Here is a 24,413-nt window from a genome sequence, read left to right on the forward strand (position 1 = left end):
GGATTTCGCGCTGAACCTTTTTCAACCGGTCGCCTGGACCAGGTCAGGGGCGCCTCCACCGGACTCGGCTCGGGCACGGTAGCCCGGCAGGACGCCTCGTCGAACTTGAGGTTCAAAAAGGTTCACCATAGACAATCATGTCCGCGCCCCCCGGTCGCTCGAAATTCGAATGCCCAATCGTGCCCTCCGCTGCCACGATGTCCCGATGGAATCGATCGTGCGTGCCGCCGCCGGGTTGTTGGACACCGAGTTGTCCGAGCCGATCGACCTGGGTGGCAGCAGGCGTAGCACGGTGCTGCGCTGCCGGTCCGCCGACGGCCGCAGTGTGATCGTCAAGGCGTACGCCGACGAGCCCGACGGGCTGCGCGCCTTCGCCGCCGAGGCGGCGGGGCTGTCGCTGGGCCTGGCCGGTCCCGAGCTGCTGGCGGTGGACACCGCGGTGCCGCTGCTCGTCATGGAAGACCTGGGGACGGCCCCCACGCTGGCGGACATGCTGCTCGGCGACGACCCCGGCGCGGCCACCGAGGCCCTGCTGACCTGGTCCCGCGGGCTCGGCCGGCTGGCCGCCGGATCGACGCGCAGGCACGCCGACCTGCTGCGCCTCCGGGCCCGTTACGACAAGGGCGTGCCGTCCCGGGAGGACGAGGCATGGGTCGCCGAACGCGCGACGGGACTGCTCGCCCTGCTCGACGCGGCCGAGCTGCCGGTACCTGCGGGCCTGCCCGCCGAACTGAAGGGCATCGCATCGGCGATCGGCGCGGATCCCCTGGGATTCACACCCGGCGACACCTGCCCGGACAACAACCTGCTCACCCCGGACGGCCTGCGGCTGATCGACTTCGAGAGCGCCTGTTTCCAGTCGGTGTTCCTGACGGCCGCGTACTGCCGGATGCCGTTCTCCACCTGCTGGTGCGTCTTCCGGCTCCCGCCCGGAATGGCCGAGCGGATCGAGAACGCCTTTCGCGCCGAGGTCGCGACCGTATATCCGGCGCTGGCCGACGACTCGATTTGGCACGCGGGCATTCGCCGGGCGATCGTGGCGTGGACCGTGGACATGACGGTGGCACTGCTGGCTCGCACCTCGGCGGAGGACGGACCCTCGCACCGGACCCGCCGCCCGGTCCCGACGCTGCGGCAACTCCTGACCTACCGCTGGGAGACGGCCCGGACGCTCGCGGAGTTCCCCGCGTTCGCCGAGACGATGCGGCTGCTGCTCCGCGAGGTCGCGGCCGGATGGGCGGTCCCGCCGATGCCGGGATATCCCGCCTTCACGCGAGCATAAGGGCGATTAATCGGCCGCCCGTATATCCGATTAAGGGTGCAAGGTCCCGCCACTGCCACGATCTGGCGTCACCCCCTGTTCTCTCGCCGCCTGAACCCGGCAGAACACGACATGCGTGCCACTCGATGTCTTGCCCGTCCCTTCGGTCACGCCCAAAATGAGCAAGGAATGACCTGGCGGGTGGTCAGTCTCGGAGTAAAGACTGGCTGCGAACAGAGCCTGGCGATTCGAGAGGTCATGAAAGTCACTCCCCCGCGTTCGTGCGTTGTCCCCACAGGCCATGCCGAGCCCGCCCCGGCGCGCTCGACGTCCTGGACGAGCCCTTTCTTTCCCGAGTCCTCCCCGAGGTGAGCTGAACGGTATGTCAACTGAAGAAATCAGTACTGCGGAAATCGGTGCTGAAGAAGCCGGTCCGGAATCGACGGCCAGCAGACGTACCGTCCTTCGGGCAGGTGTCGCCGCCGCCGCGGTGGGCGCGGCCCCATTGGCGACCGGCCGGAATGAGGCCGTCGCCGAAGCCGGACCGGCCGATACGCGGACCGGCCCGGCACGGGTGGCACTGAAGATCAACGGCAAGGTTCATGAGCCCGAACTGGAACCCCGGGTGACGCTGCTCGACGCGTTGCGCGAGCGGATCGGGCTGACCGGCACCAAGAAGGGCTGCGACCGCGGCGAGTGCGGGGCCTGCACGGTGCTGGTGGACGGGCGGCGGATCAAATCCTGCCTGACCCTGGCGGTGATGCAGCAGGGCCGGGAGATCACCACCGTGGAGGGCCTGGCCCACGGGGAGCGGCTGCATCCGGTGCAGGCGGCGTTCGTCGGCAACGACGCCCTCCAGTGCGGGTTCTGCACCCCCGGCCAGATGATGTCCGCGATCGGCTGCATCGACGAGGGCCACACCGGCTCGGACGCGGAGATCCGGGAGTGGATGAGCGGGAACCTGTGCCGCTGTAGCTGTTATCCGAACATCGTGGCCGCCGTCCGGCAGGCCGCCAGGGAGCTGCGCTGATGGACGACTTCGCCTACACCCGGCCTGATCGGCCGCAGGCCGCGGTGGCACTGGCCGCCCGGCCGGGGGCCCGGTTCGTCGCCGGCGGCACCGACCTGCTCAACCTGATGAAGGACGGCGCGGAACACCATGACCACCTGATCGACATCAACGCGCTGCCGCTGTCCGGCGTGCGCGAGGTGGAAGGCCGGATCGAGATCGGCGCGCTGAGCCGGATGAGCGACGTGGCGGTCCATCCAGCGGTCCGCGAAGGTCTCCCCGTACTGGCGCAGGCGCTGTTGGCGGGGGCCTCGCCGCAAATCCGGAACATGGCCTCGATGGGCGGCAACCTGCTCCAGCGCACCCGCTGCTGGTACTTCCGCGACGCGGCGCTGCCCTGCAACAAACGCTCGCCCGGCAGCGGCTGCCCGGCGATCAAGGGCGAGAACCGCCGGCACGCGATCGTGGGCGGCAGCGAGCACTGCATCGCGGTCCATCCCTCCGACCTGGCCGTGGCGCTGACCGCGCTCGGGGCCACGGTCCACACGCTGAGCCCGCGCGGCGCGCGGTCGATCCCGATGGCCGGGTTCTACCTGCCGCCGGGCGACACCCCGCACCGGGAGACCGTGCTGGGCCAGGGGGAGCTGATCACCCGGATCGAGGTGCCGGTGACCCCGCTGGCGCGCGGTTCCCGGTACTTGAAGCTGCGCGACCGGGCCACGTTCGAGTTCGCGCTGGTCTCGGTCGCGGCGCTGGTCCGCACGGAGGGCGGCGTGGTACGCGAGGCGGGCCTGGCGTTCGGCGGGATCGCGCCCCGGCCCTGGCGGCCCGCGGCCGTGGAGAAGGCGCTGGTGGGACGCCCGCTGGACGCGGCGGCGATCAAGGCGGCGGGTGCCGCGCTGGTGCGCGACGCGGTGCCGCGGGAGCACAACGCGTTCAAGGTCGCGCTGGTCCAGCGGGCCCTGGCCGAGGTGCTGGGCGAGTTCGGGGGGTCGCGATGAGCGCGCCCGCGGTCGGCCGGGCGGTCTCCCGGGTGGAGGCGCTGGCCAAGGTCACCGGGACGGCCCGGTACGCGGCGGACACCGAGGTCGCCGGAGTGACGCACGCCGTACTGGTGAAGAGCACGATCGCCCGCGGCCGGATCACCGGCATCGACACCGCCAAGGCGACCGGCGCGCCGGGCGTCCTCGGCGTCTTCACCCACCAGAACATGCCGCGCCTGACCGTCCCCGGGCCGGAGGCCACGTTCCTCAAGGGCTTCCTGCCCGTGCAGGACGACGTGGTCCGCTACTCCGGGCAGCCCGTCGCGATCGTCGTGGCGGGCACGCTTGAGCAGGCCCGGTACGCGGCCACCCTGGTCAAAGCGGCCTACGACGCCGAGACGCCGCAGGTGTCGCCGGCCGCCAACATGGACCTGGCCTACCTGCCCGAGCCGCATCCCCTGTTCGGCCCGCCGGTCTACACGCGCGGCGATGTGGCCGCCGGGCTCGAATCCGCCGACGTCAAGGTGGCGGCCGAGTACGCGACGCCGCTCCAGCACCACAACGCGATGGAGCCCACGGCCATGGTCGCGGCCTGGGACGGCGACCGGCTGACCGCGCACGTGTCCACCCAGGGCGTCGGCGACGTCCAGCGGTCGCTGATGGCGGCGTTCAAGCTGCCCGCGGAGGGCGTACGGGTGATCTGCCCGTACCTCGGCGGCGGGTTCGGCGGCAAGGCGATGTCGTGGCCGGAGCCCATCCTGGTCGCGGCCGTCGCCCGGCAGGTCCGTCGCCCGGTCAAACTGGTGCTCACCCGGGCCGACACCTACACCGCCAGCGGCCACCGCGCCGAGACCCGGCACAGCCTGCGGATCGGCGCGACCAAGGACGGGCGGCTCACCGCCATCGACCACACCCTCACCCAGCAGGTGTCGCGCAGCGACGAGCTGATGTTCAACAACCCGGGCCAGACCCGGGTCATCTACGCCTGCCCGAACGTGCGCACCACGCAGCGCGCGGTCCGGCTGGACCTGCCGATCGCCAACTTCACCCGCTCCCCGGAGGCGTCGGGCGGACACGCCCTGGAGTCCGCGCTCGACGAACTCGCCTACGCGCTGAACATCGACCCGGTCGAGCTGCGGCTGCGCAACTGGTCGGCCACCAACCAGGAGACCGGCCATCCGCACGGCAGCAACCACCTGCGCGAGTGCTACCGGCGCGGGGCGCAGCGGTTCGGCTGGGCCCGGCGCGACCCTCGGCCCGGCTCGATGCGGGACCGGGACGGGCTGGTCGGCTGGGGCATGGCCACCGCCGCGCACGCCTCCGGCGGCGTACCCGGCGCGGGCGCCGACCTGGTGATCAGGCAGGACGGCACCGCCCGCATCCGCTCGGCCACCCAGGACGTCGGCACCGGCACCTACACGGTGATGACGCAGATCGGCGCGGACGGGCTCGGCCTGCCGCTGCGCGGCGTCGAATTCGCCCTCGGCGACTCCACCTTCCCCCGGTCGGTGGTCGCCGCGGCCTCGACGACCGTGCCGAGCGTGGGCGAGGCCGTCGCCCGGGTGGCGGCGCAGGGCCGCGACCGGCTGATCGCGCTGGCCGTGGCCGACCCGAAGAGCCCGCTGCACGGCCTGGACCCCGGACGGGTCACCGCCAGGGACGGTCACCTGTTCGACTCCGAACGGCCCTCCCGGCGGATCGCGCACCGCGAGGTGATGCGCCGGCACGGCAGGCCGATCGAGATCACCGCGGCCCCGGCGGCGTTCACGCCGCGGCGCTACTCGGTCGGCGCGTACTTCGCGGAGGTCCACGTCGATCCCGGCGTGGGCCGGATCCGGCTGCGCCGGGTCGTCGGCGTCTTCGACCCCGGCCGGGTGATCAACCCGAAGACCGCCCGCAGCCAGGTCATCGGCGGGGCGATCTGGTGCGCGGGCATCGCGCTCACCGAGCACACGCTGGTCGATCCGCACCTGGGCCGCGTCCTCACACCGAACCTGTCGGGCTACCTGCTTCCCGTCAACGCCGATATCCCGGACATCGAGGTCGATTTCATCGACCGGCCCGACCCCTCCAGCCCGGCGTTGGGCGCGCGGGGGTTCGGCGAGGTGCCTTCGACCGGGCTCACCGCGGCCATCGGCAACGCGGTGTACCACGCCACGGGCGTCCGCGTCCGTGACCTGCCGATCACCCCAGAGAAGATCATCAAGGCCTGATCTCCCGAAGCGGCCCGCCCCGGCCGACGCCGGGGCGGGCCGCTTCCGGCGTTGCGCATACTGTGTGGCACACACTATAGTGTGACCATGCTTGAGGATGAGCTGCTCGCCACCCACCTGCAAGAGCTGCGACGGGGCACCGTCGTGCTGGCCTGCCTGCTCATCCTGCGCAAACCCGACTACGGTTACGCCCTGCTCGACCGGCTCGACCGCCAGGGCTTCGCCGTGGACGCCAACACCCTCTATCCGCTGCTGCGCCGCCTGGAGAAACAGGGCCTGCTGAGCAGCGACTGGAACACCGAGGAGTCCCGGCCGCGCAAGTTCTACCGCACCAGCGACAAGGGCGCCGCGCTCGCGGACGCTCTCAGCCGCGACTGGGAAAGCCTCGCCGCCGCGTTCGGCCACCTGAAAGGCGAGCAGTCATGACCTCCGCCCCGAGCGGTTCACTCACCGACCGTTACATCAACGCCGTGCTGACCGGCCTGCCCGCGCGGCAGCGCCCCGAGATCGAACGGGAGCTGCGCGCCTCGATCGCCGACGCCATGGAGGACGCCGCCGACTCCGGCGAACCGGCGGCCGACGCCGAGGCGGCCGTGCTCACCAGGCTCGGCGACCCGGCGCGGCTGGCCGCCGGCTACGCCGACGGCCCCCGGCACCTCATCGGTCCCGCGCTCTACTCCGGCTACACCCGCCTGCTGACCGCGCTGCTGGTCACGGTCGTCCCCGCGGTGACCGTGGCGGTGGCCGGGGCGCGGGCGGTCCAGGGCGCGACCCTCTCCGGCGTGCTCGGCGAGGCACTGAGCGCGGGGCTCACCACCGGCGTCCACATCGCGTTATGGACGACGGCCCTGTTCGCGGCGATCGAGCGCGTCGCCGTACCCGGCCGCGAGGCGCGTGAGCGGTCCTGGACCCCCGCCGCGCTGCCCGAACCGCCCAGCCGCCGCCTCCGGTACGGCGAGCTGATCAGCGAGACCGTGGCGACCGTCCTGCTGTGCGCGCTCATCCTGCTCTCCCCGATGCTCACCACCGAGCGGACCCCGGGCGGCGACCCCATCGGCCTGCTGTCCCCGTGGCTGTGGGAGACCGGCGTGGTGTACGTGTTCGTCGCCCTCGTCGTCGCCGACCTCGGATTCTCCTTCGCGAAGTACCACGCCCGCTGGAGCGTTCCGCTGGCCGTCGCCGGGACGCTCGCCGACGTCGCCCCGCCCGTCACGATGATCTGGCTCGCCGTCAACGGCAGGGCGATCAATCCCGCGTTCGTCCAGGCGGCGGGCTGGTCGCCGGACGTGCCGCGCTGGGTCGCCATCGGCCTCATCGCGATGTCCGTCATCACCATCCTGAACGCCGTCGTGGGCGGGATCGCCCGCGCCCGGCGCCGCTGAGGGGAGCCCTGCCATGAAGGCGATCGTCTACGACAGGTACGGCCCGCCCGAGGTGCTGCGGTACGCCGAGACCGCCACACCCGCCATCGGCGACCACGACGTGCTCGTCCGGCAGCACGCCACAGCGCTCAACCACGCTGACCGGGTGCTGATGCGCGGCCTGCCCGGCATCGTGCGCCTGGTGTCGGGGCCGCGCAGGCCGAAGCGGCCCGTGCTCGGGCGGGCCGTGGCCGGCACCGTGGCGGCGGCCGGGGCGAAGGTCACCCGCTTCGCCGCCGGGGACGCGGTGCTCGGCGAGTCGGACGGCGGCGCGTTCGCCGAGTACGTGGCGGTGCCCGAGTCCCGGCTGGTCGCCAAACCGGCCGGGCTGACGTTCGAGCGGGCCGCGACCCTGCCGGTGGCGGCGACCACCGCCCTCGCCGCGCTGCGGCTCGCCGGGGCCGGGCCCGGGCGTACGGTCCTGCTCAACGGGGCCTCCGGGGGCGTCGGCACCTTCGCGGTGCAGCTCGCCCGCGCGCTCGGCGCGGAGGTCACCGGCGTGTGCAGCACCCGCAACACCGAGCTCGTCGGCTCGATCGGCGCCCACCACGTCCTCGACTACACCCGGGAGGGCCTGTTCGGCGGCCCGCGCGGCTTCGACATCGTGATCGACTTCGCGGGCGGCCACCGGGTGGGGGAGATGCGCCGCCTGCTCGCGCCGCGCGGCGTGTACATCGCCTCCACCGCCGACGGCGGGCGGTTGCTCGGCCCGCTGCCCCGGCTGCTGGCGATGGCCGTCACCGGGCCCTTCACCCGGCACGACCTGCGCAACCTGGTCGCGAAGCCCGATGCCGAGAGCCTGGCGCACCTCGCCGGCCTGACCGCCGCCGGGGAGATCGTCCCGGTCATCGAGGAGACGTTCGCCCTGGACGCGACGCCCGAGGCCATGCGCCTGCTGGAGACCCGGCACGCCCGCGGCAAGTTCGTGATCACTCCCTGATCGTCCGGCGCTCTTACGACCCGCTTACCGGTCGTCCGCGAGCATGTGACAAAGCAGAGGAAAGCGCGGAAAAGCGATCTCGCCCGGTGGGACAGGGGTAATCCGGCCGGCTTCGCCGCGCGTGTCGCCGAGTCGCGCACCAGGGGGTAATGCGAATGCGGGAGGGCGAACCGGCACGGCGTCAGCCCGTTTCCCCAAGCGTGCCGCTGCTCGCCCGGATGAACATCAGATGGCGGCTCACGCTCACCTACAGCGCGCTGTACTTCGCGGTGGGCGTGCTGCTGCTGATCGTCATGTACCCGGTGATCGGCCAGACCGTCGCGCCGTTCTACCGGCGGACCGTGCTGCTCCCCGGCGCCACGCGCGAGCAGGCCGAGGCGGTCGTCCAGGAGTACCGGCGGCAGTGGCAGGCGGCGGTGGGCGCGGGGGAGTCGACCTTCCTGACCCTGTCGCTGCCGGTCCTGATCGGGGTGGGCCTGGCCGCGATGATCGCGGGGTACCTGGTCGCGGACCGGGCGCTGCGGCCGGTGCGCAAGATGACCGAGATCGCCCGCAAGCTGTCCGAGAACACCCTGGCCCACCAGCGGATCGCGCTCGGCGGGCCCAAGGACGAACTGCAGGAACTGGCCGACACCTTCGACACCATGCTGACCCGGCTCAACGACGCGTACGATGGCGGGCGCAGGTTCGTGGCCAACGCCTCCCACGAACTGCGGACGCCCGTCACCATCAACCGGACCGTGATCGAGGTGGCGCTGTCACTGCCGGGCGGGCCCGCGGACCTGCGTACCCTCGGGCACGTCCTGCTGGAGGTGAACGCGCGCACCGAGCGGCTGATCGAGGGGCTGCTGGCGCTGGCCCGCAGCGAGCGCGAACCGGCCACCCGCGAGTCGGTGGACATGCGCGAGATCCTTGCGACGGCGCTGCGCGACGCCGCCGCGCCGGGCGTGGAGATCTCCGCCGATCTGCGTCCGGCGTGGACCACCGGCAACCGGGCACTGCTCGAACGCTGCGCCGCCGAACTCGCCGCCAACGCCTTCGGGCACAACCTCGCGGAGAACGGGCGGGTCAGGGCGCTGGTGCGGGTGCTCGGCGGCTCGGTGTCGATCGAACTTACGAACACCGGGCCGCACGTGCCGCGGTACGCGGTGGACGATCTGTTCGAGCCGTTCCAGCGGCTCTACCCCGACCGTCCGGGGGCGGGGCTCGGGCTGGCCATCGTGCGCGCGATCGTGCGGACGCACGGCGGCACGGTGACCGCGACCCCGCGCGACGGCGGCGGCCTGACGGTGGCCGTGCGACTGCCCCGGGCCGTGGGGTAGGACGTTCAGCGCTTGAAGCGCAGCCGCCAGGGCATCAGGGCCGACTCCAGTTGCACCCGCAGGCTCATCTTGGAGGTCCCGGCGCGGCGGTCGGAGAAGTGGATGGGGATCTCGATGATGGTCATGCCCGCCCTGGTCGCCCGGTAGTGCATCTCCACCTGGAAGCTGTAGCCGCCGGAGGCGATGCCGGCCAGGTCGAGCGCGGCCAGGCCGTCGGCCCGCCAGATCTTGAAACCGGCGGTGACATCGCGCAGCCTGATGCGCAGGATCGTGCGGACGTAGAAGTTCGCCCACGCCGACAGGGCCCGCCGGCCGCGGCTCCACTCGGCGGCGAGGGTGCCGCCCGGGACGTACCGGCTGCCGATCACGCAGGCCGCGCCGGTCGCCTCGGCGGTGCCGAGCAGCCGCGGCACCGCGTCCACCGGATGGGAGAAGTCGGCGTCCATCTGCACGACGAAGTCGGCCCCGGCCTCCAGTGCGGCGGTGAGCCCCTGGACGTAGGCGCGGCCCAGCCCCTCCCGGCCCGGCCGGTGGATCACCGAGACCCGGCCCGGGTGCGCGGCGGCCAGCTCGTCGGCGGCCTTGCCGGTGCCGTCGGGGGAGTCGTCGTCCACGACCAGCACGCGCAGGCCGTCGATCGGCAGCGCGAGCAGCGCCCGCGTGATCAGCGGCAGGTTGTCCACCTCGTTGTACGTCGGGATCACGACGGTCACGGTGGCGGTCTCGGTATCGGTGGCCATGGACGTCTCATGCTAGAGGCTCGCGCCCCCGCGCGGGACTGCTTGGCGTGGTCTGGCCAGGCGTTTGCCCGATTTTGTACAGATTGGTCCATAATCCGTGTTACGGTGGGGCGCATGGCACGACCACGGCAGTTCGCGGAAGAGCAGGCGATCGAAGCGGCGATGCTGGCGTTCTGGGACGGCGGTTACGAGGGCACCTCCACCCAGGACCTCTGTACGGCCACCGGGCTCGGGCGGAGCAGCATCTACAACACGTTCAAGAGCAAGCGCGACCTGTTCGAGAAGTCGTTGCGGCACTACATGGCCGACAGGAACGGCCCGATCGTCGAGCTGATGGAGGGCGACCTGCCCGCCAGGGAGAAGATTCGGACCCTGTTCCAGCGGGCGGTGGACGCCCTTCCCGGCGAGCCGAGCGGCTGCATGGTGGTCAACGCGATGGTCGAGGTGGCCCCGCACGACGCCGAGGTGGCCGGCCTGCTCCGGCACGACTACGGCGTACGGCTGACGGCCGTGCGCGCGGCGATCGAGGAAGGCCAGCGGGCCGGGGAGATCGACCCGGCCAAGGACGCCGAGGCGCTGGCCCACTACGTCATCTCCACGGTGAGCGGGCTGCGCGTCGCCGGTCGCGGCGGCGCCGACCGGTCCACCCTTGAGTCCATCGCGGCCACCGCCCTCACCGCTCTCTGAGCACCCCATCCTCTGCGCATGTGCCGGTCTGCCATGCCCTGGTTTTGGACTGAACGATACAAAATAAAGGAGATCCCTCCGATGCCGTTGGCCATCTACATCCTGGGCTTGGCGATCTTCGCCCAGGGCACTTCGGAGCTGATGCTCGCGGGCCTGCTCCCCGGCATGGCCGCCGACCTGGGCGTGTCGGTCCCCGACGTGGGGTTGCTGATCTCCGCGTTCGCCGTCGGCATGCTCGTCGGCGCGCCCGTGCTGGCCGTGGTCACGTTGCGCTGGCCGCGCCGTACGGCGTTGCTCGCCTTCCTCGGTGTCTTCGTCGTCTCGCACATCGTCGGCGCGCTGACCACCGACTACACCATTCTTCTGATCTCCCGGGCCGTGGGCGCGTTCGTCTACGCCGGGTTCTGGGCGGTGTCGGCGGTCGCCGTCATCGGCATGGTGCCCGCGAACGCCCGTGGCCGGGCGCTGGGGGTCGTCACCAGCGGCCTCACGGTCGCCACGGTCGTCGGCCTGCCCGCGGGCACGCTGATCGGGCAGCATCTCGGCTGGCAGGGGGCGTTCTGGGCGGTGGCCGCGATGTCGGCGCTCAGCGCGATCGGCGTGGCCGTCACGATCCCCGGCGGACGCCCGCCGGCCGCCGAAGCGCCCCGGCTCGGGGCCGAACTGCGGGCCATGGTGAACCTGCGGCTGTGGTTCGCGTACGGCACGACCGCGCTGACCCTCGCCGCGCTGATGGTCACCTTCAGCTACCTCGCGCCCCTGCTGACCGAGACCGCCGGACTACCGGAGGCGTGGGTGCCCGCGGTGCTCGGCCTGTACGGCGTGGGCGCGTTCATCGGCATCACGCTCGGCGGCCGGGCGACGGACGCGCGCCCGTTCACCGTCCTGTACACCGGGGCGGCCGGAATGATCGTCACCACGGCGGGCCTCGCCGTGTTCGCCGGCCAGGCCGTGCCGGCCGTCATCCTGAGCTTCTTCCTCGGCGCGTTCGGCTTCGCCATCAACCCGGCGCTCAGCGCCCGCGTGTTCACGCTGGCCGGGGCGGCTCCGACGCTCGCCGCAGGCGCCAACGTCTCCTCCTTCAACATCGGCATCACCATCGGCCCCTGGCTCGGCGGCCTGGCCATCGGCGCGGGCCTCGGCTACCCGTCGATCACCTGGATCGGGATCGCGCTCGGTATCGGCGCGCTCGCCTTGGTCGCGGTCTCGGCCGCGCTGAACCGCAGGGCCGAGCGAGTGGAGGTGTCCGAAACCCCGGTGGCCGACACCGTGTCGGCTTGAACGAGGGCCTTCGATCGCAATTGCGCACGATCCACAGCTCGCCCGACCAGGATGCGAATCTAGAGGCCCGCTGGCACAATTGCCCGATACCACGGCAGAGATCATGAGGCCGAATCACATTCGGTTACTTGGCCCTTATCTGTGAGTTGAATCCGAATCTCATTCTGATCGACCGATTCCTGTTTTTAGGGCATGGTCATGGATGAGTCGATCATGTTATGGTCACCACGAATACCGGATATGGCGGGAAGGTCCATCTGGTCCTCCCGAGGACGGACGCCTGGTCAGTCGCCGGGGTACGGGCCACTGGACTGACGGGGGCGCAGTGCCGCCGGAGGAGTCTCTCCGGCGGCACTCCGACGTTTCGGGCAATGCCGATATGGCCGGAACGGATGTCCTAAGACACCCGATGTATGGCCGTGATCGCAATGGGTGATCAGGTGAGCGTGCGGCGCAGCCAGTCCTCGACGCCCGCGACGTGGACCGTCGCCCAGGACCTCGCCACCTCCGGGCGGCGGCCCGCGATGGCGTCGCAGATGGCCTGGTGCTGCTCGACGGTCTTCTCCAGCGCCCGCTCCTCGGTGAGCCCGCGCCAGATCCGGGCGCGGGTGATGGGCCCGGCCAGGTTGTCCAGCAGCGAGGCGAGCACCGGGTTGCCGGAACCGGCCGCGATCCGCTGGTGGAAGCGCACGTCGTTGGCGACCAGCTCTTCCACGGTCGGGCGGGGCGGCAGGTCGGCCAGGATCGCGCGCAGCGCGGCGATGTCGTCGCCGTTCATGCGGAGCGCGGCCAGCTCGGTGGCGGCCGGTTCGAGAATGCGCCTGACCTCGAAGAAGTGCAGCACGGTGTCGTCGCGGTGGAAGTCGGCGACGAACGACACCGCGTCCAGCAGCAGCCGGGGCTCCAGGCTGGTCACGTAGGTGCCGTCGCCCTGGCGTACGTCCAGCACGTTGATCAGCGCCAGGGCGCGGACCGCCTCGCGCAGCGAGTTGCGGGACAGGCCGAGCCGGTCGGCGAGGTCGGCCTCCTTGGGCAACCGGTCGCCGGGGGCCAGCTGACCGGACACGATCATCTGCTTGATCTTGTCGATCGCCGCGTCGGTGACCGCCATCGCGCACCGTCCCTCCTGTAGTGCGGCCCGGCCGCCTGGGGAGACCTCCGATGTCTTTCAGTGTACGATGCGGCCCTGCCCTGGTCTTCGCATTTCGCGACGCCCGCGGGGCCCGGCGGGGCCGCTCAGAAGTCGCGGAGCAGCCGGTCGGCGGCGATCTCGATGCGCTGCTGGATCTGCTCGTAGGTGCGCCGTCCGCGCAGCATCTCCAGCAGCTCGTGCATCCACACCCCGGCCAGCGACCCGGCCAGCGCGAACCGCTCGCCGTCAGGGTGATCGTCCCCGCCGCCCGCGACCCGCAGCAACAGCCCGGCCAGGCGGTCGCCGAAGGGGGCGTCGACCTCGGCGATGATCAGCGACCGGATCAGCGCGTCGGCCAGCTCCGGCTCGCGCATCAGCCCCCGGGTGGCCCGCATCAGCACGTCGGCCGCGCGCCCCGCCGGGGTGGCCGCGTGCGGAGGGCGGCGCTCGATGCTGCTCTCCAGCAGCTCGATCTCCTCGCCGACCACCGCGGCGACCAGCTCCATCTTGGAGGGGAAGTAGCGGTAGAGGGTGCCGAGGGCGACGCCCGCCCGCTCGGCGACCGTGCGCATCTGCATGGCCTCGACGCCGCCGCGCGAGGCGAGCGCCGCGGCGGCCGAGATGATCCGCTTGCGGCGCTGGTGCTGCCCGCGGGAGCGGGCGGCGGGGCGGCCCTCGCCGAGGGGCGCGCGCTGCTGCGGGGGCATCGGCGCGGGGCTCGTGAGTGGACCGGCAAGGGGGCTCGCCGTGGCGACCGTCGCCTCGGCGCCACCGGGAGCGGGGGCGCCGGAGCCGTGCAACGGCGCGCCGGCGCTCGCCTGCGGGGTGCGCATGAGAACACGTTATCTGAAAGCGCTCCGGCACGCGGCGTTACTTGTGAGTACCACGTCCCGCCCTTTACTCCGCGCATTCGCGTACCCCGTTATGTCGGACTGTGTCCCGGCTGGCCGTGGAAAATCAGAATGGAATACGTTCTAACCGACCGAACCGGCTTTTATGGAGGTCGCATTTCCAGGGTGGGTGCGGAACTTTCGCCCCGGGGAGGGGAAAAATCCGCCCGGGATACGCAAGCCGTACCCCGGCCTGCGGCTTTCCCGGCGCGGGCGCGCCATTGTCTGCGACAGTGAGGAGGTGACCACGCTCCGCATTCGGCGGGCCGGGTGTGGAGGGGATGCGGATGTCGGTTGCCACGGGAGTCGTGATGCGGACGCCAGCCCACGATCGGATCGGCGGTCAGATCGGCGATCCGATCTCCATCGGGGCGGTTCTCCCGGAAAGGTCGGTCGCCGTCCCGCCGCCGCAGCCCGCCTCGTCAGGGGCCACCGTGCCGCGCGACCCCTTCCTCGCGATGCTCCTCACCATGAGCATGGTGGAACGCTATGTGACGGACTGGAGCGGGCCGCACACCGTGATCAGGGGCATCAACGTCAAGCTGGAGGCCCCCGCGCATCCGGGCGACACGATCACCTTCACCGGCGCGGTGACCGCCGTGACCCATCGTGACCTGACGGTCGAGGTGCACGGGCACCTCCCAGCGGCCGCGCACGCCACTGCCACGGTCAGGCTCAGCCTCTGTTAGCCGCCACGACCCCGCCTCGCGCCCGCGGCCCCGTGGGCGCTTTTCGCGATGGGTGAGCCGAGTCCACAGGCGTGCCGTGCTCCCACGGCGGCCCCAGGCGACGAGCGCCGAGACCGCGAGCAGGGCCAGGGGCGTGGCCGCGCCGCCGTCCACCACGATGACCTTGGCGAATGCCGCACCCGCCGTCAGTCCGGTGAACGCCAGCCCGGCCAAACCCGTCAGGCTCGGGACGAGCAACGCCGCCGCCCCGGCGACTTCGATACCGCCCACGAAGTAGCGGAACCAGTCGCCGAGACCGATCGCCGCGAAGGTGGAAGGCGCGGGTTCCACACCGGCGAACTTTCTGAGGGCCGCAAGCAGAAAGCCGCCCGCCGCGACCGCCTGGAGTCCCCACAGCGCGGTGTTCCAGGTGCGATTGGCGACGCTCATCGTTTCCTGCCTCTCCACGGGGGACGCCGTCACGACGTCGTCCCGAGCCCGGCGGCCGCCGATCCACACTCGTACGTGTCTCGGTACGGCCCGCTGCCAAGCATGCCCCCGCCCAGGTGGCGACGACGTTGCAGCGTTGCCCTCGCACACTCACTTATGCCGGGCGATTTCGGAGGGATAGTCCGGAAGGTCGATGTCGGTGGCGAACTTGTCGGTCATTCGCATCATCAACCCGAACAGAAACCCGGACTTGAAGAGCAGGTTGCGCGCCCGGATGCCGCGCCGGGAGGACGGGGCCAGGAATCTGCCCCCGTTGCCTTTTCTGGCGACGCCCGCGTACCCGCGGAACCGCTCCTCGTACCGCCGCAGCGCCCTGCCGTGATCGCCGTCCGCCACCGCGAGTTCGCCCGCCAGCACGTACGCGCCGACCATGGCCAGCCCCGTGCCGAACCCGCCCAGCGTGTTGCCGTAGGCGGCGTCGCCGAGCAGCGCCACCCGGCCCTGGGCGTAGCGGTCGGCCACCACCCGGCTGATGGAGTCGAAGTAGAAGCCCGTGCTGTCCGGCAGCGCGCGGATCACCTCACGGGCGCGCCAGCCCATCCCCTCGAACGCCTCGGTCACGATCCGCTGCTGCGCCGTGGTGTCGTGGCGGTCGTAGCGGAGTTCGGCCGAGGCGAACACCAGCAGCGCGTTCCCGCCCGCGCCGCCGACCGAGACGTGCCTGCCCGGCTCGTTGTAGATCAGCGGGTCGGGGCCGAAGTCGCCGGCGATCTCGGCGAGCGCGTAGTGGTACCCGAGATAACGGACATAGCGGGATTCCGGGCCGAAGGCCAGCCTGCGCACGTTGGAGTGGATGCCGTCCGCGCCCACCACCAGGTCGAAGGTGCGCGGGGCGGCCCGCTCGAAGGTCACGTGGACGCCGCCCGCGGTCTCGGTGATCGAGGTGATGGAGTCGCCGAAGACGTACTCGCAGGTGTCCCGGGTGCGCTCGTAGAGGAGGGCGGACAGGTCGCCGCGGCGGATCTCGACGTCGCCGCCGGTGAAGGCGGCGGGCATGGCGGCCAGCCGGCGGCCGTTCGCGTCCACGATGTACTGGTCGCGCGGGTGGGTGCGGCGGCGGTGGATCTCCTCGCGCACGCCCATGCGGTCCAGCACGGTGTGGTGGGTGCGGCCCTTGAAGTCCACGGCCTGGCCGCCGGGGCGCAGCGCGGGGGCGCGTTCCACGACGGTGACCCGGAAGCCGTACCCGCTGAGCCAGTGCGCCAGGGCGGGCCCGGCGACGCTCGCGCCGGAGATGAGTACGTGGGTGTTCGGCATACCGGCGACGATGGCCGGGCGCGCTGACCGGCTACCGACGTTCCGCTGACGGATCGGCGGGCGGGCGGCCGAGCGCCGTCAGCGCCTCCTCATGGGACATCGCCGCGCCCCTGGCGAAGGCGGCGGCGAACCTGCGCGGGCCGATGCGCGCCCTGGCCGCGCCCGCCGTACCGGCCACGTCGCGGTCACCGGCGACGGCCAGGCCGCGCAGCGCCACCGCGGCCCCCAGCAGCAGCGCCGCCCGCTCGCCCGCCGCTTCGGCCTCGCCGGTGAGCAGCGCGCGGGCGGCCTGGGCCTCGGGCACCGCCGCCAGCAGCGACGTCAGCGGCTCGCCCGGAACGGTCTCGGCCGCCAGGTCGTACCGGCGCACGGCCTCGCCGACGTCGCCCGCGGCCTGCGCCACTCGCCCGAGCGCGATGTGCACGTCCGGGACCTGCCCGCGCGCCTCTTCCAGGGCCGCCGTAAGCAGCTCGCGGGCCTCGCCCAGATCGCCGCGGAAGCGGGCGATCTCCGCCTGGCGCAGCCGGACCAGGGACAGCAGGCCGGTGTCGGCGATCTGGCGGGCGAGCCCGGCCGCGCGGCGGCAGTCGGCGGCGGCGGCGTCGAGATCGCCCCTGCGGGTCAGCGCCTCCGCCCGCCGGCACAGTACGTCGGTCTCCTCCTCGGCGCTGCCCAGCCGGACGAACAGGGCCAGCGCCTCGGCCCACAGGGCGTCGGCGCGCTCCCAGTCGCCGCGCAGGCTCGCGATCAGCGCCAGCCAGTCCAGCGCCTGCGCCATGCCCCAGCGCTCGCCGAGCGCCCGGAAGCCCGCGAGCACCGCCGCGAGGGAGTGCTCGGCGGCGGCCACCTCGCCCCGGCGCAGCAGCGTCAGCAGCGCCTCGCCGAGCGCGCCCACCGCGTGCGCCCAAGGGTCCGGCCCGAGCAGCCGCCGACGCAGCACGGCGTTGTCCGCCCCGAACGGCGGGCCGATGATCATGCCCCACAGCGGCGCGGCGAAGGGGTGCCGCAGCGGCCTGCCCAGGTTCAGCAGGGTCGCCTCGACGCGTTCGCGATGTGCGGGGGTGACGTTCGGCACGGCGTGCACCACGCACATGCCGTACTCCTCCACCAGGTCCTCCCGCTCCACCCAGCCGGACGGAAGCGCGTCCACCGTCCGCAACAGCCTCGTGGCCAGTGGGACCACCTCGCTGCGCCGCCCGGTGAACCACAGGTAGGCCGCCCCCGCCGCGACCAGCCTCAACGCCGTCGCGGGGTCGGCGTCCACCGCCCAGCGCAGCGCGGCCATCAGGTTGGCGTGCTCGGCGCTCAGCAGGGCCAGCCAGTCCAGTTGCGCGGCCCGCAGCAGATGCGGCCCGGCCCGGCGGGCGAGGTCCAGGTAGTAGGCGGCGTGCGCCGCCTCCGCCGTGGGCGGCGTCTCGGCGGCCGCCCGCCGTTCGGCGCAGAACAGCCGGATCGTGGACAGCATCCGGTAACGGTCGCCGTCGGTCTCCACCAGCGACTTGTCCACCAGGTCGGCGAGCAGCCCGGCGGTGTCGCCGCCGCCGCACACGCGCTCGGCCGCCTCCAGCGTCGCGCCGCCGCTGAACACCGAGAACCGCCCGGCCAGCGCCCGCTCCTCGGGGCCGAGCAGGTCCCAGCTCCACTCGACCACCGCGCGCAGGGTCTGGTGCCTGGCCGCCGCCGTACGGTCGCCGCGCGACAGCAGCCGGAACCGGCCGTGCTCGGCCAGCCGGTCGGCGATCTCCGCGACGGTGAACGTGCGCAGCCGCGCCGCCGCCAGTTCCAGCGCCAGCGGCAGCCCGTCCAGGGCGGCGCAGATGCGGGTGACGGCGGCGGCGTTGCCGTCGGACAGCGCGAAGCCGTGCCGCGCCGCCGCCGCGCGCTCGGCGAACAGCCGTACCGCCGGGTAGCCCGCGGCCTCCCGCGCCGCCGCGCCGTCCGGCGGGCAGGCCAGCGGCGCGAGCCTGACCAGCGTCTCCCCGGTGATCGCGAGCGGTTCGCGGCCGGTGGCCAGGACCGTCAGCTCGGGGCAGGAGTCCAGCAGCCGCCGCGCCAGCGCCGCGGTGGCCGCGATCACATGCTCACAGTTGTCCAGGATCAGCAGCAACGGCCCGCGTTCGCGCAGAGCGGTCACCAGCCGGTCGCCGGGGTCGGCGGGCTCCGGCGGCACGGCCAGGCCACGCGGGTCGCGCAACCCCAGTGCCCCCAGTACGGCCCGCGCGACCTGCTCGCCACCATCGGTGTCGACAGATGGAAGGAGGTACGTCGCACCCGGCCGGCGGCGGGCTTGTGTGTCGGGGTACGCCTTGCCCAGGTCTCGGAGCGCTGATTCGGTGGCCTGTGGGGGCGAGGACATCGTGCCCGGGTGGACGTGGGTCGTCTCGGCGGTGTGCGGGATCTGCTCGGTGGCGTTGATGTCGGCCAGGGAGACCAGGCATACCGCGCCCGGGTGGCGGCGGGCCGCCTCGATGGCCAGGCGGGTCTTGCCGGTGCCGCCCGGGCCGGTGATCGTGACCAGGCGGGTGGCCGTGCCCGGGGCGAGCACTCCGGCGAGCAGGTCGAGTTCGGTCTCCCTGCCGACGAATCCGGTCAGCGGCACCGGCAGCACGCTCGGCCGGGCGGGCGGCGGGTCGCCCGCCCGCAGGATCGCCAGGTGGGCGGCGGCCAGCTCGGGGGAGGGGTCGGCGCCCAGCTCATCGGCCAGGCGGCGGCGTACCCGCTCGTAGACCTCCAGCGCCTCGGCCTGCCTGCCCTCGGCGTGCAGGGCGCGCATGAGCAGCACCGCGAGCCGTTCGCGCAGCGGGTGGGCGGCCAGCAGCGGCCGTAGTTCCGCGGCGGCGCCACTGCCCACGGCGTCGGCGAGTTCGGCCTCGACGCGGTCCTCGGTGGCGGTCAGGCGTAGTTCCTCCAGCCGGGTCCGCTGGGCCGCCACCAGCGGTACGTCGGTGGCGTCGGCCAGCGCGGGCCCCCGCCACAGGCCGAGCGCTTCGCGCAGCACGGCGGCGGCCGGTCCGGCCCGCCCCGCGGCGAGCAGGTCGCGGCCCTGGCGGGCGAGGAGCTGGAAGCGGTGCGCGTCCACGTCGGCGGGGTCGATCGCGAGCCGGTACCCCGCCCCGCCGTACTCCAGCAGGCCCGGCGGCAGCCTGCGGCGCAGCCGGGAGACCTGGGCCTGGAGCGCGCCGGTGGCATCGGCGGGCGGGCGCTCACCGTACTGGCCGGAGACCAGCCGGTCCACCCCGACGGTACGGCCGGGGGCGAGCAGCAGCAGGGCGAGCAGCGTGCGCGAACGCGGGCCGCCGACGGGGACCGGGTCGCCGCCGGACGTCCATGCCTCGATCGGACCGAGGATGCCGAACCGCACCTGACCGATTGTCCCTGTTGTCCGGCCTGAACCGGCTACCAGGTGACGATGGTGGGCACCGCGAAGAACACGATCATCGCGATGGCGATGCAGACCGCCAGCCCGATGACCTCCCAGACCCAGTCGTGGTGACGGTCGCGGGTCTTGGCGGACCTGGCCGGGGCGCGGCGGCGGCGCGAGGGCCGGGGCGGCGCGAGGGTCACCGGCGCCGGGGGAGCGGGCTCCTCCGGCGCGGGCGCTTCGAGGTCGAGTACGTCGAAGACGTCGGTGGACTCGGCCGCGCTCTCCTCCTCGTCGGCCCCGGCCGGCAGCGGCATGAGGTACACCGGCTCAGCCGGGCGCTCCAGGCGTTCCGGGCGTTCCGGGCGTTCCGGACGGGACGGCGGGACGAACAGGCTGCCCGGCGGCTCCTCCTCGGCCTCCTCCCGCAGAGCCGGCGGGGCCTCTTCGAGGTCGGCCGGGACCGGCGCGGACAGCATCGGCACCAGCGCCGGGGGCGGCGAGTGCAGCTTGGGGATCGGCTCGGTGCTCGCCTCGTGCGGCGAGATCCGGTCGGCGGCGGGCGGGGTGATCTCCACCTCGTACAGGCCCGCGTTGGTGCGCTCGTCGGTCGGCGCGAGCGGCACCGGCCAGGCGGGCGCGGTCGGCCACAGCGCCTTGTACGGCGCGAGCGCGCCCAGCCGGGAGACCGGTCCGGACGCGAGCGGCGGCTCGCCCAGCGCGGCCAGGATGCGGGCCCGCAGCAGCGCGGGCGGCGGACGCCAGGGCAGCCGGGCCAGTACGTCCCTGGTCGGGGCGACCGCCAGCGCGCCGTAGACCTCACCGAGCCGCCTCGGGACCTGCTCGCCGACGCAGGCCAGCGCGAGCCCGAGCGCCTGGGTGAACCGCTGGTCGGCGGCGGCGGCGAGGTCGGCCGCGGTGTCGGCGGCCACGTCGAGCACCCAGGCCAGCTCGTCGATGGTCAGCCCGCACACCACGGCCAGCAGCAGCACCTCGCGCTGGTGCGGGCGCAGCTCGCGGACCACCCGCTCGACCAGCGCGGTGGCGGGGTCGGCGACCGGATCGACGCGGGCGTCGGCGTAGACGACGTCACGCCGGTAGATCTCCCGGCGGGCCAGGGCGTAGAGGGCGGCGCGGGGCGGCTCCACCGCGGGCACGCCGGACATCACGGACATCAGGGCCTCGGCTGCGGCCCCGTCGTCACCGAGCTGGTCGTGGCAGTAGGCGAACAGCCCGACGGCGTGACGGTCGTAGAGCTCGGCGACCAGTTCGCTGCGCGAGCGCCGGTCGGTGAGCGGGTGGGTCACGGGCCGGTCCTTCAGAATCTGTCGGGGTGTCCTGGTAATCATGTCAAGTCATGGGGGCCGCCGCACCGGGGGATACGCATTTGATAGAAATCACCATGCTCACGCCGTGCATTTCGGTGTACTCCGGGTAAAGCCGAGAGGTCATCCGAGGGGGGACACGGGCAGGACACAAGGAGGACACGGGCGTGGAGCGGGGCGGCGACACGCGGTCATCACCGCCGTACGCTGTCCGAAGGAGATCGCCGGACGGTCGTGGCGGCGCACGCGGGAGGTGCGGGGGAAGCGGTCACGGCCGTCAGCACACCCAATACCGCCGGAGAACACGAGGACACGTGTGATCACATTTGACGGTGTCACAAAACGATACGCCGACGGGACCGTGGCCGTGGACGACCTCCACCTGGAGGCGCCCACCGGCGAGATCACCGTGTTCGTCGGCCCGTCCGGATGCGGCAAGACCACGTCGCTCCGGATGATCAACCGGATGATCGACGCGACCCACGGCACGATCGGGCTCGACGGCGTCGACGTCCGCACCATCGACCCGCCCACCCTGCGGCGCGGCATCGGCTACGTCATCCAGCAGGCCGGTCTGTTCCCGCACCGCACCATCGTGGACAACATCGCCACGGTCCCCTACCTGCTCGGCTGGTCCCGCAAGAAGGCCCGCGCGCACGCGCTGGAGCTGCTCGACCGGGTCGGGCTCGCCCCCGAGCTGGCCGGTCGCTACCCGTTCCAGCTCTCCGGCGGCCAGCAGCAGCGGGTGGGCGTGGCCCGCGCGCTCGCCGCCGACCCGCCGGTGCTGCTGATGGACGAGCCGTTCAGCGCGGTCGACCCCGTGGTGCGGACCAGCCTGCAAGACGAGCTGCTGCGGCTCCAGGCCGAGCTGAACAAGACCATCGTCTTCGTCACGCACGACATCGACGAGGCCATCAAGCTCGGCGACCGGGTCGCGGTGCTGCGGGTCGGCGGGCGGCTCGCCCAGGTGGCCGCCCCGGCGGCGCTGCTGTCGGCCCCGGCCGACGAGTTCGTGGCCGAGTTCCTGGGGCGCGACCGGGGTATCCGCCGCCTGTCGTTCGTGAGCGACGCGAGCCTGCGGCTGCGTCCCGACCTCACCGTCCCGGTCTCCTCGCCGGTCTCGGAGGCGGCGGGGCGGGCGGCGTCCGCGCAGAGCCCGTGGCTCGCCGTGGTGGACGCCGGTGACCGGCCGCTGGGCTGGGTCAACCCGGCGGAGCTGCCGCGCGACGGCACGCTGGAGGGCGTACGCCTGCTGCCGTACGGCACGTTCGTGCACGGGCGCGACTCGCTGCGCACCGCGCTGGACGCGGCGCTGCTGTCGCCGTCCGGCTGCGCCATCGCGGTCGCCGAGAACGGCGGCGCGGTGGTGGGCGTGGCCACCCGCGAGTCCCTGGACGAGGCCCTGGCGCTGGCCGCCTCCGACGTCGGGAACGGTGATCCGGCGAATGGGTGAAGGGCCGAGCCTTTGGGAGTACTTCACCAGAAACTGGAGCACCGGGCAGCCGGGGAGCATCGACACCCTGCTCGGTGACCACATCGTCATGGCGCTGCTGCCGATCGTCGCGGCCCTGGTGCTCGCGGTCCCGATCGGCCTGGCCTGTGTGCGCTGGCGGCTGCTCTACCAGCCGATCGCGGGCCTGGTCAACGTCATGTACGCGCTGCCGTCGCTGGCGCTGTTCGGCGTCTTCCTCGCGGTCACCGGCCTGTCGCAGGCCACGGTGATCATCCCGCTGACCTTCTACGCGGTCGCCGTGCTCGTCCCCGCCGTGGTGGACGGCCTGCGCTCGGTGCCCGAGCACGTCAGGCAGTCGGCGGTGGCCATGGGCTTCACGCCGCTGCGCCGCCTGACCAGGGTGGAGCTGCCGCTGGCCGCGCCCGTGGTGCTCGCCGGGCTGCGGGTGGCCGCCGTGTCCAGCATCAGCCTGGTCAGCGTGGGCGCGCTGGTCGGCATGGGCGGGCTCGGCTACCTCTTCATCAGGGCCTGGCAGATCGACTACTTCGCGCCGGCGATCGTAGGGATCGTGGGGATCGTCCTGCTCGCCCTGGTCGTGGACGGAATCCTGGTCGTCTCCCAGCGGTTGCTGACTCCATGGGTGCGGGCGAGGAGGAGCGGGTGAACTGGCTGATCGAGTTCTTCGGCGACCCCGCCAACTGGTCCGGATCCGACGGCATCCCGGCCCGGCTGCTGGAGCACCTGCTGTTCTCCGTCGCGGCGCTGGCGCTGGCCGCGCTGATCGCGATCCCGCTGGGCCTGTGGATCGGGCACACCGGGCGCGGCTCGCTGCTCATCGTGATCGCGGCCAACCTGGCGCGGGCGCTGCCGACGCTCGGCCTGGTGGTGCTGATCGTGATGCTGCTGGGCACGGCCTCGGTGTGGCCGGTGCTGATCCCGCTGGTCGCGCTGGCCGTACCGGCCATCCTGGTGAACACCTTCGAGGGCATCAGGGGCGTGGACCCCGAGCTGCGCGACGCGGCGTACGGCATGGGCCTGGCCGGGCGGCAGGTGCTCGGCCGGGTGCTGGTGCCGGTCGCGCTGCCGCTGATCCTGCTCGGCCTGCGGCTGGCCGCGATCCAGATCGTGGCGACCGCCGCCGTGGCCGCCTACACCGGCCTGGGCGGCCTCGGCCGCTACATCATCGACGGCCTGGCCATCCGGGACTACCCGACCGTGCTGGGCGGTTCGGTGCTCATCGTGTTGTTCGCGCTGGCCGCGCAGTTCCTGTTCGTGATGGCGGAACGGATCGCGGTGTCCCCGGGGGTGAGCCGGCGCGTCAAGGTCCGATAATGTCTGCAAAACCCCCCGCTAGTGTCATGCGCCTGAAATTCGTCGCATAAATATATATGCTCGTTGTGTGTCGACTTCAGGTCCATCCGCAGTGGAGATCCGGCTGACCGATGCCGAACGTGCCCGGCTGATGGCCGTGGCCGCCGACCCGTCGAGGCTGGCGATCAGAGCACGGATCGTGCTGGCGTGCGCGCAGCCGGGCGCCAGTAACGCGCAGGTGTCGCGCGACCTCGGGGTGTCGGTGCATACCGTGCGCAAGTGGCGTTCGATATTCGCGCGGGGCGGGGTGCAGTCCTTGGTCGATGAGCCCCGGCCGGGGCGGCCCAAGGCAGGGCTGACGCTGAGCGACGCCGAGCGGGAGACCTTGCGGCGGTGGGCACGGCGGGCCAAGTCGTCGCAGATCCTGGCGACCCGCTCGAAGATCGTGCTGGCCTGCGCGGACGGCAAGGACAACAAGCAGGTCGCCGCCGAGTTGCGGGTGGATCCGGCCACGGTGTCCAAGTGGCGGTCGCGGTTCCTGCGGCTGCGGCTGGACGGCCTGATCGACGAGGCCCGGCCCGGCCGTCCGCCGTCGATCACCGTGGACCAGGTCGAGCAGGTGGTGGTGGCGACACTGGAGCAGACGCCG

At 72.6% G+C, this 24,413-nt stretch carries 21 protein-coding genes and 1 pseudogene; 15 read left to right on the top strand and 7 right to left on the bottom strand.

What is annotated here, in order from left to right:
- Window positions 1–205: 205 nt before the first annotated feature.
- The 8 genes from DP939_RS35775 (at window position 206) to DP939_RS35810 (ending at window position 9,149) form a co-directional block, all read left to right on the top strand.
- Complete coding sequence (locus DP939_RS35775) at window positions 206–1,282, top strand: hypothetical protein (RefSeq protein WP_113985258.1); 1,077 nt, start codon at window positions 206–208, stop codon at window positions 1,280–1,282.
- A gap of 553 nt (window positions 1,283–1,835) precedes the next feature.
- A complete protein-coding gene (locus tag DP939_RS35780) occupies window positions 1,836–2,291 on the top strand; it encodes a (2Fe-2S)-binding protein (protein WP_225878704.1) in 456 nt (151 codons plus the stop codon).
- Window positions 2,291–3,271: an FAD binding domain-containing protein gene (locus tag DP939_RS35785; protein WP_113985260.1), complete on the top strand. Its 981-nt coding sequence runs from the start codon at window positions 2,291–2,293 to the stop codon at window positions 3,269–3,271. The genes DP939_RS35780 and DP939_RS35785 overlap by 1 nt, the downstream gene beginning before the upstream one ends.
- Entirely contained in the window at window positions 3,268–5,466 is a 2,199-nt protein-coding gene (locus tag DP939_RS35790) for a xanthine dehydrogenase family protein molybdopterin-binding subunit (protein WP_113985261.1), read from the top strand. Before DP939_RS35785 ends, DP939_RS35790 begins: the two co-directional genes overlap by 4 nt.
- An 87-nt stretch (window positions 5,467–5,553) precedes the next feature.
- A complete protein-coding gene (locus DP939_RS35795; protein ID WP_113985289.1) occupies window positions 5,554–5,892 on the top strand; it encodes a PadR family transcriptional regulator in 339 nt (112 codons plus the stop codon).
- A complete protein-coding gene (locus DP939_RS35800; RefSeq protein ID WP_113985262.1) occupies window positions 5,889–6,848 on the top strand; it encodes a permease prefix domain 1-containing protein in 960 nt (319 codons plus the stop codon). Before DP939_RS35795 ends, DP939_RS35800 begins: the two co-directional genes overlap by 4 nt.
- Window positions 6,849–6,861: 13 nt before the next feature.
- Complete coding sequence (locus tag DP939_RS35805) at window positions 6,862–7,827, top strand: NAD(P)-dependent alcohol dehydrogenase (RefSeq protein ID WP_113985263.1); 966 nt, start codon at window positions 6,862–6,864, stop codon at window positions 7,825–7,827.
- A 218-nt stretch (window positions 7,828–8,045) separates the two neighbouring features.
- Window positions 8,046–9,149: a sensor histidine kinase gene (locus tag DP939_RS35810; RefSeq protein WP_158578890.1), complete on the top strand. Its 1,104-nt coding sequence runs from the start codon at window positions 8,046–8,048 to the stop codon at window positions 9,147–9,149.
- A 5-nt stretch (window positions 9,150–9,154) separates the two neighbouring features.
- On the opposite strand, the gene DP939_RS35815 is transcribed toward DP939_RS35810, so the two are convergent.
- Window positions 9,155–9,889 (bottom strand): polyprenol monophosphomannose synthase, encoded by a 735-nt coding sequence (locus DP939_RS35815; protein WP_113985265.1) that lies wholly within the window; start codon window positions 9,887–9,889, stop codon window positions 9,155–9,157.
- Between the two features lie 114 nt (window positions 9,890–10,003).
- On the opposite strand from DP939_RS35815, the gene DP939_RS35820 reads away from it, so the two are divergent.
- Window positions 10,004–10,576, top strand: a complete 573-nt coding sequence (locus DP939_RS35820; protein ID WP_113985266.1) for a TetR/AcrR family transcriptional regulator — start codon at window positions 10,004–10,006, stop codon at window positions 10,574–10,576.
- An 81-nt stretch (window positions 10,577–10,657) separates the two neighbouring features.
- Window positions 10,658–11,857: a Cmx/CmrA family chloramphenicol efflux MFS transporter gene (locus tag DP939_RS35825; RefSeq protein ID WP_113985267.1), complete on the top strand. Its 1,200-nt coding sequence runs from the start codon at window positions 10,658–10,660 to the stop codon at window positions 11,855–11,857.
- A 436-nt stretch (window positions 11,858–12,293) separates the two neighbouring features.
- Here DP939_RS35825 and DP939_RS35830 read toward each other — a convergent pair whose 3' ends face one another.
- Together DP939_RS35830 and DP939_RS35835 are read right to left on the bottom strand one after the other, a co-directional pair.
- Window positions 12,294–12,968, bottom strand: coding sequence for a FadR/GntR family transcriptional regulator (locus DP939_RS35830; RefSeq protein WP_113985268.1), 675 nt, complete (start codon window positions 12,966–12,968; stop codon window positions 12,294–12,296).
- A 125-nt stretch (window positions 12,969–13,093) separates the two neighbouring features.
- Window positions 13,094–13,696 carry a TetR family transcriptional regulator gene (locus tag DP939_RS35835; protein ID WP_113985290.1) on the bottom strand — a complete coding sequence of 201 codons (603 nt, stop codon included), beginning with the start codon at window positions 13,694–13,696 and terminating at the stop codon, window positions 13,094–13,096.
- A gap of 494 nt (window positions 13,697–14,190) precedes the next feature.
- Between DP939_RS35835 and DP939_RS48220 the strand changes: the two genes are divergently transcribed.
- Window positions 14,191–14,568 (top strand): hotdog family protein, encoded by a 378-nt coding sequence (locus tag DP939_RS48220; protein WP_225878705.1) that lies wholly within the window; start codon window positions 14,191–14,193, stop codon window positions 14,566–14,568.
- A 114-nt stretch (window positions 14,569–14,682) separates the two neighbouring features.
- Here DP939_RS48220 and DP939_RS48225 read toward each other — a convergent pair.
- The 4 genes and pseudogenes from DP939_RS48225 to DP939_RS35855 all read right to left on the bottom strand — a co-directional run.
- Window positions 14,683–14,997 (bottom strand): annotated as a pseudogene (locus DP939_RS48225) (DoxX family protein); the annotation flags it as partial.
- Between the two features lie 150 nt (window positions 14,998–15,147).
- A complete protein-coding gene (locus DP939_RS35845; RefSeq protein WP_113985270.1) occupies window positions 15,148–16,314 on the bottom strand; it encodes an FAD-dependent monooxygenase in 1,167 nt (388 codons plus the stop codon).
- A 31-nt stretch (window positions 16,315–16,345) separates the two neighbouring features.
- Window positions 16,346–19,675 carry an ATP-binding protein gene (locus DP939_RS35850; RefSeq protein WP_113985271.1) on the bottom strand — a complete coding sequence of 1,110 codons (3,330 nt, stop codon included), beginning with the start codon at window positions 19,673–19,675 and terminating at the stop codon, window positions 16,346–16,348.
- Window positions 19,676–19,710: 35 nt separating this feature from the next.
- On the bottom strand, window positions 19,711–20,982 hold the full coding sequence (locus tag DP939_RS35855) for a hypothetical protein (RefSeq protein ID WP_113985272.1): 1,272 nt from the start codon (window positions 20,980–20,982) through the stop codon (window positions 19,711–19,713).
- Window positions 20,983–21,316: 334 nt separating this feature from the next.
- Between DP939_RS35855 and DP939_RS35860 the strand changes: the two genes are divergently transcribed.
- From DP939_RS35860 to DP939_RS35875, 4 genes are all read left to right on the top strand, one after another.
- Window positions 21,317–22,453 (top strand): ABC transporter ATP-binding protein, encoded by a 1,137-nt coding sequence (locus tag DP939_RS35860; protein WP_113985273.1) that lies wholly within the window; start codon window positions 21,317–21,319, stop codon window positions 22,451–22,453.
- On the top strand, window positions 22,446–23,117 hold the full coding sequence (locus DP939_RS35865) for an ABC transporter permease (protein ID WP_113985274.1): 672 nt from the start codon (window positions 22,446–22,448) through the stop codon (window positions 23,115–23,117). The genes DP939_RS35860 and DP939_RS35865 overlap by 8 nt, the downstream gene beginning before the upstream one ends.
- Window positions 23,090–23,785, top strand: a complete 696-nt coding sequence (locus tag DP939_RS35870; RefSeq protein ID WP_113985275.1) for an ABC transporter permease — start codon at window positions 23,090–23,092, stop codon at window positions 23,783–23,785. The genes DP939_RS35865 and DP939_RS35870 overlap by 28 nt, the downstream gene beginning before the upstream one ends.
- Before the next feature lie 67 nt (window positions 23,786–23,852).
- Window positions 23,853–24,413: helix-turn-helix domain-containing protein (locus tag DP939_RS35875; protein WP_199565634.1), on the top strand; the 561-nt coding region annotated here is incomplete at its 3' end.

Source organism: Spongiactinospora rosea (assembly GCF_003315795.1).
Lineage (GTDB): Bacteria > Actinomycetota > Actinomycetes > Streptosporangiales > Streptosporangiaceae > Spongiactinospora > Spongiactinospora rosea.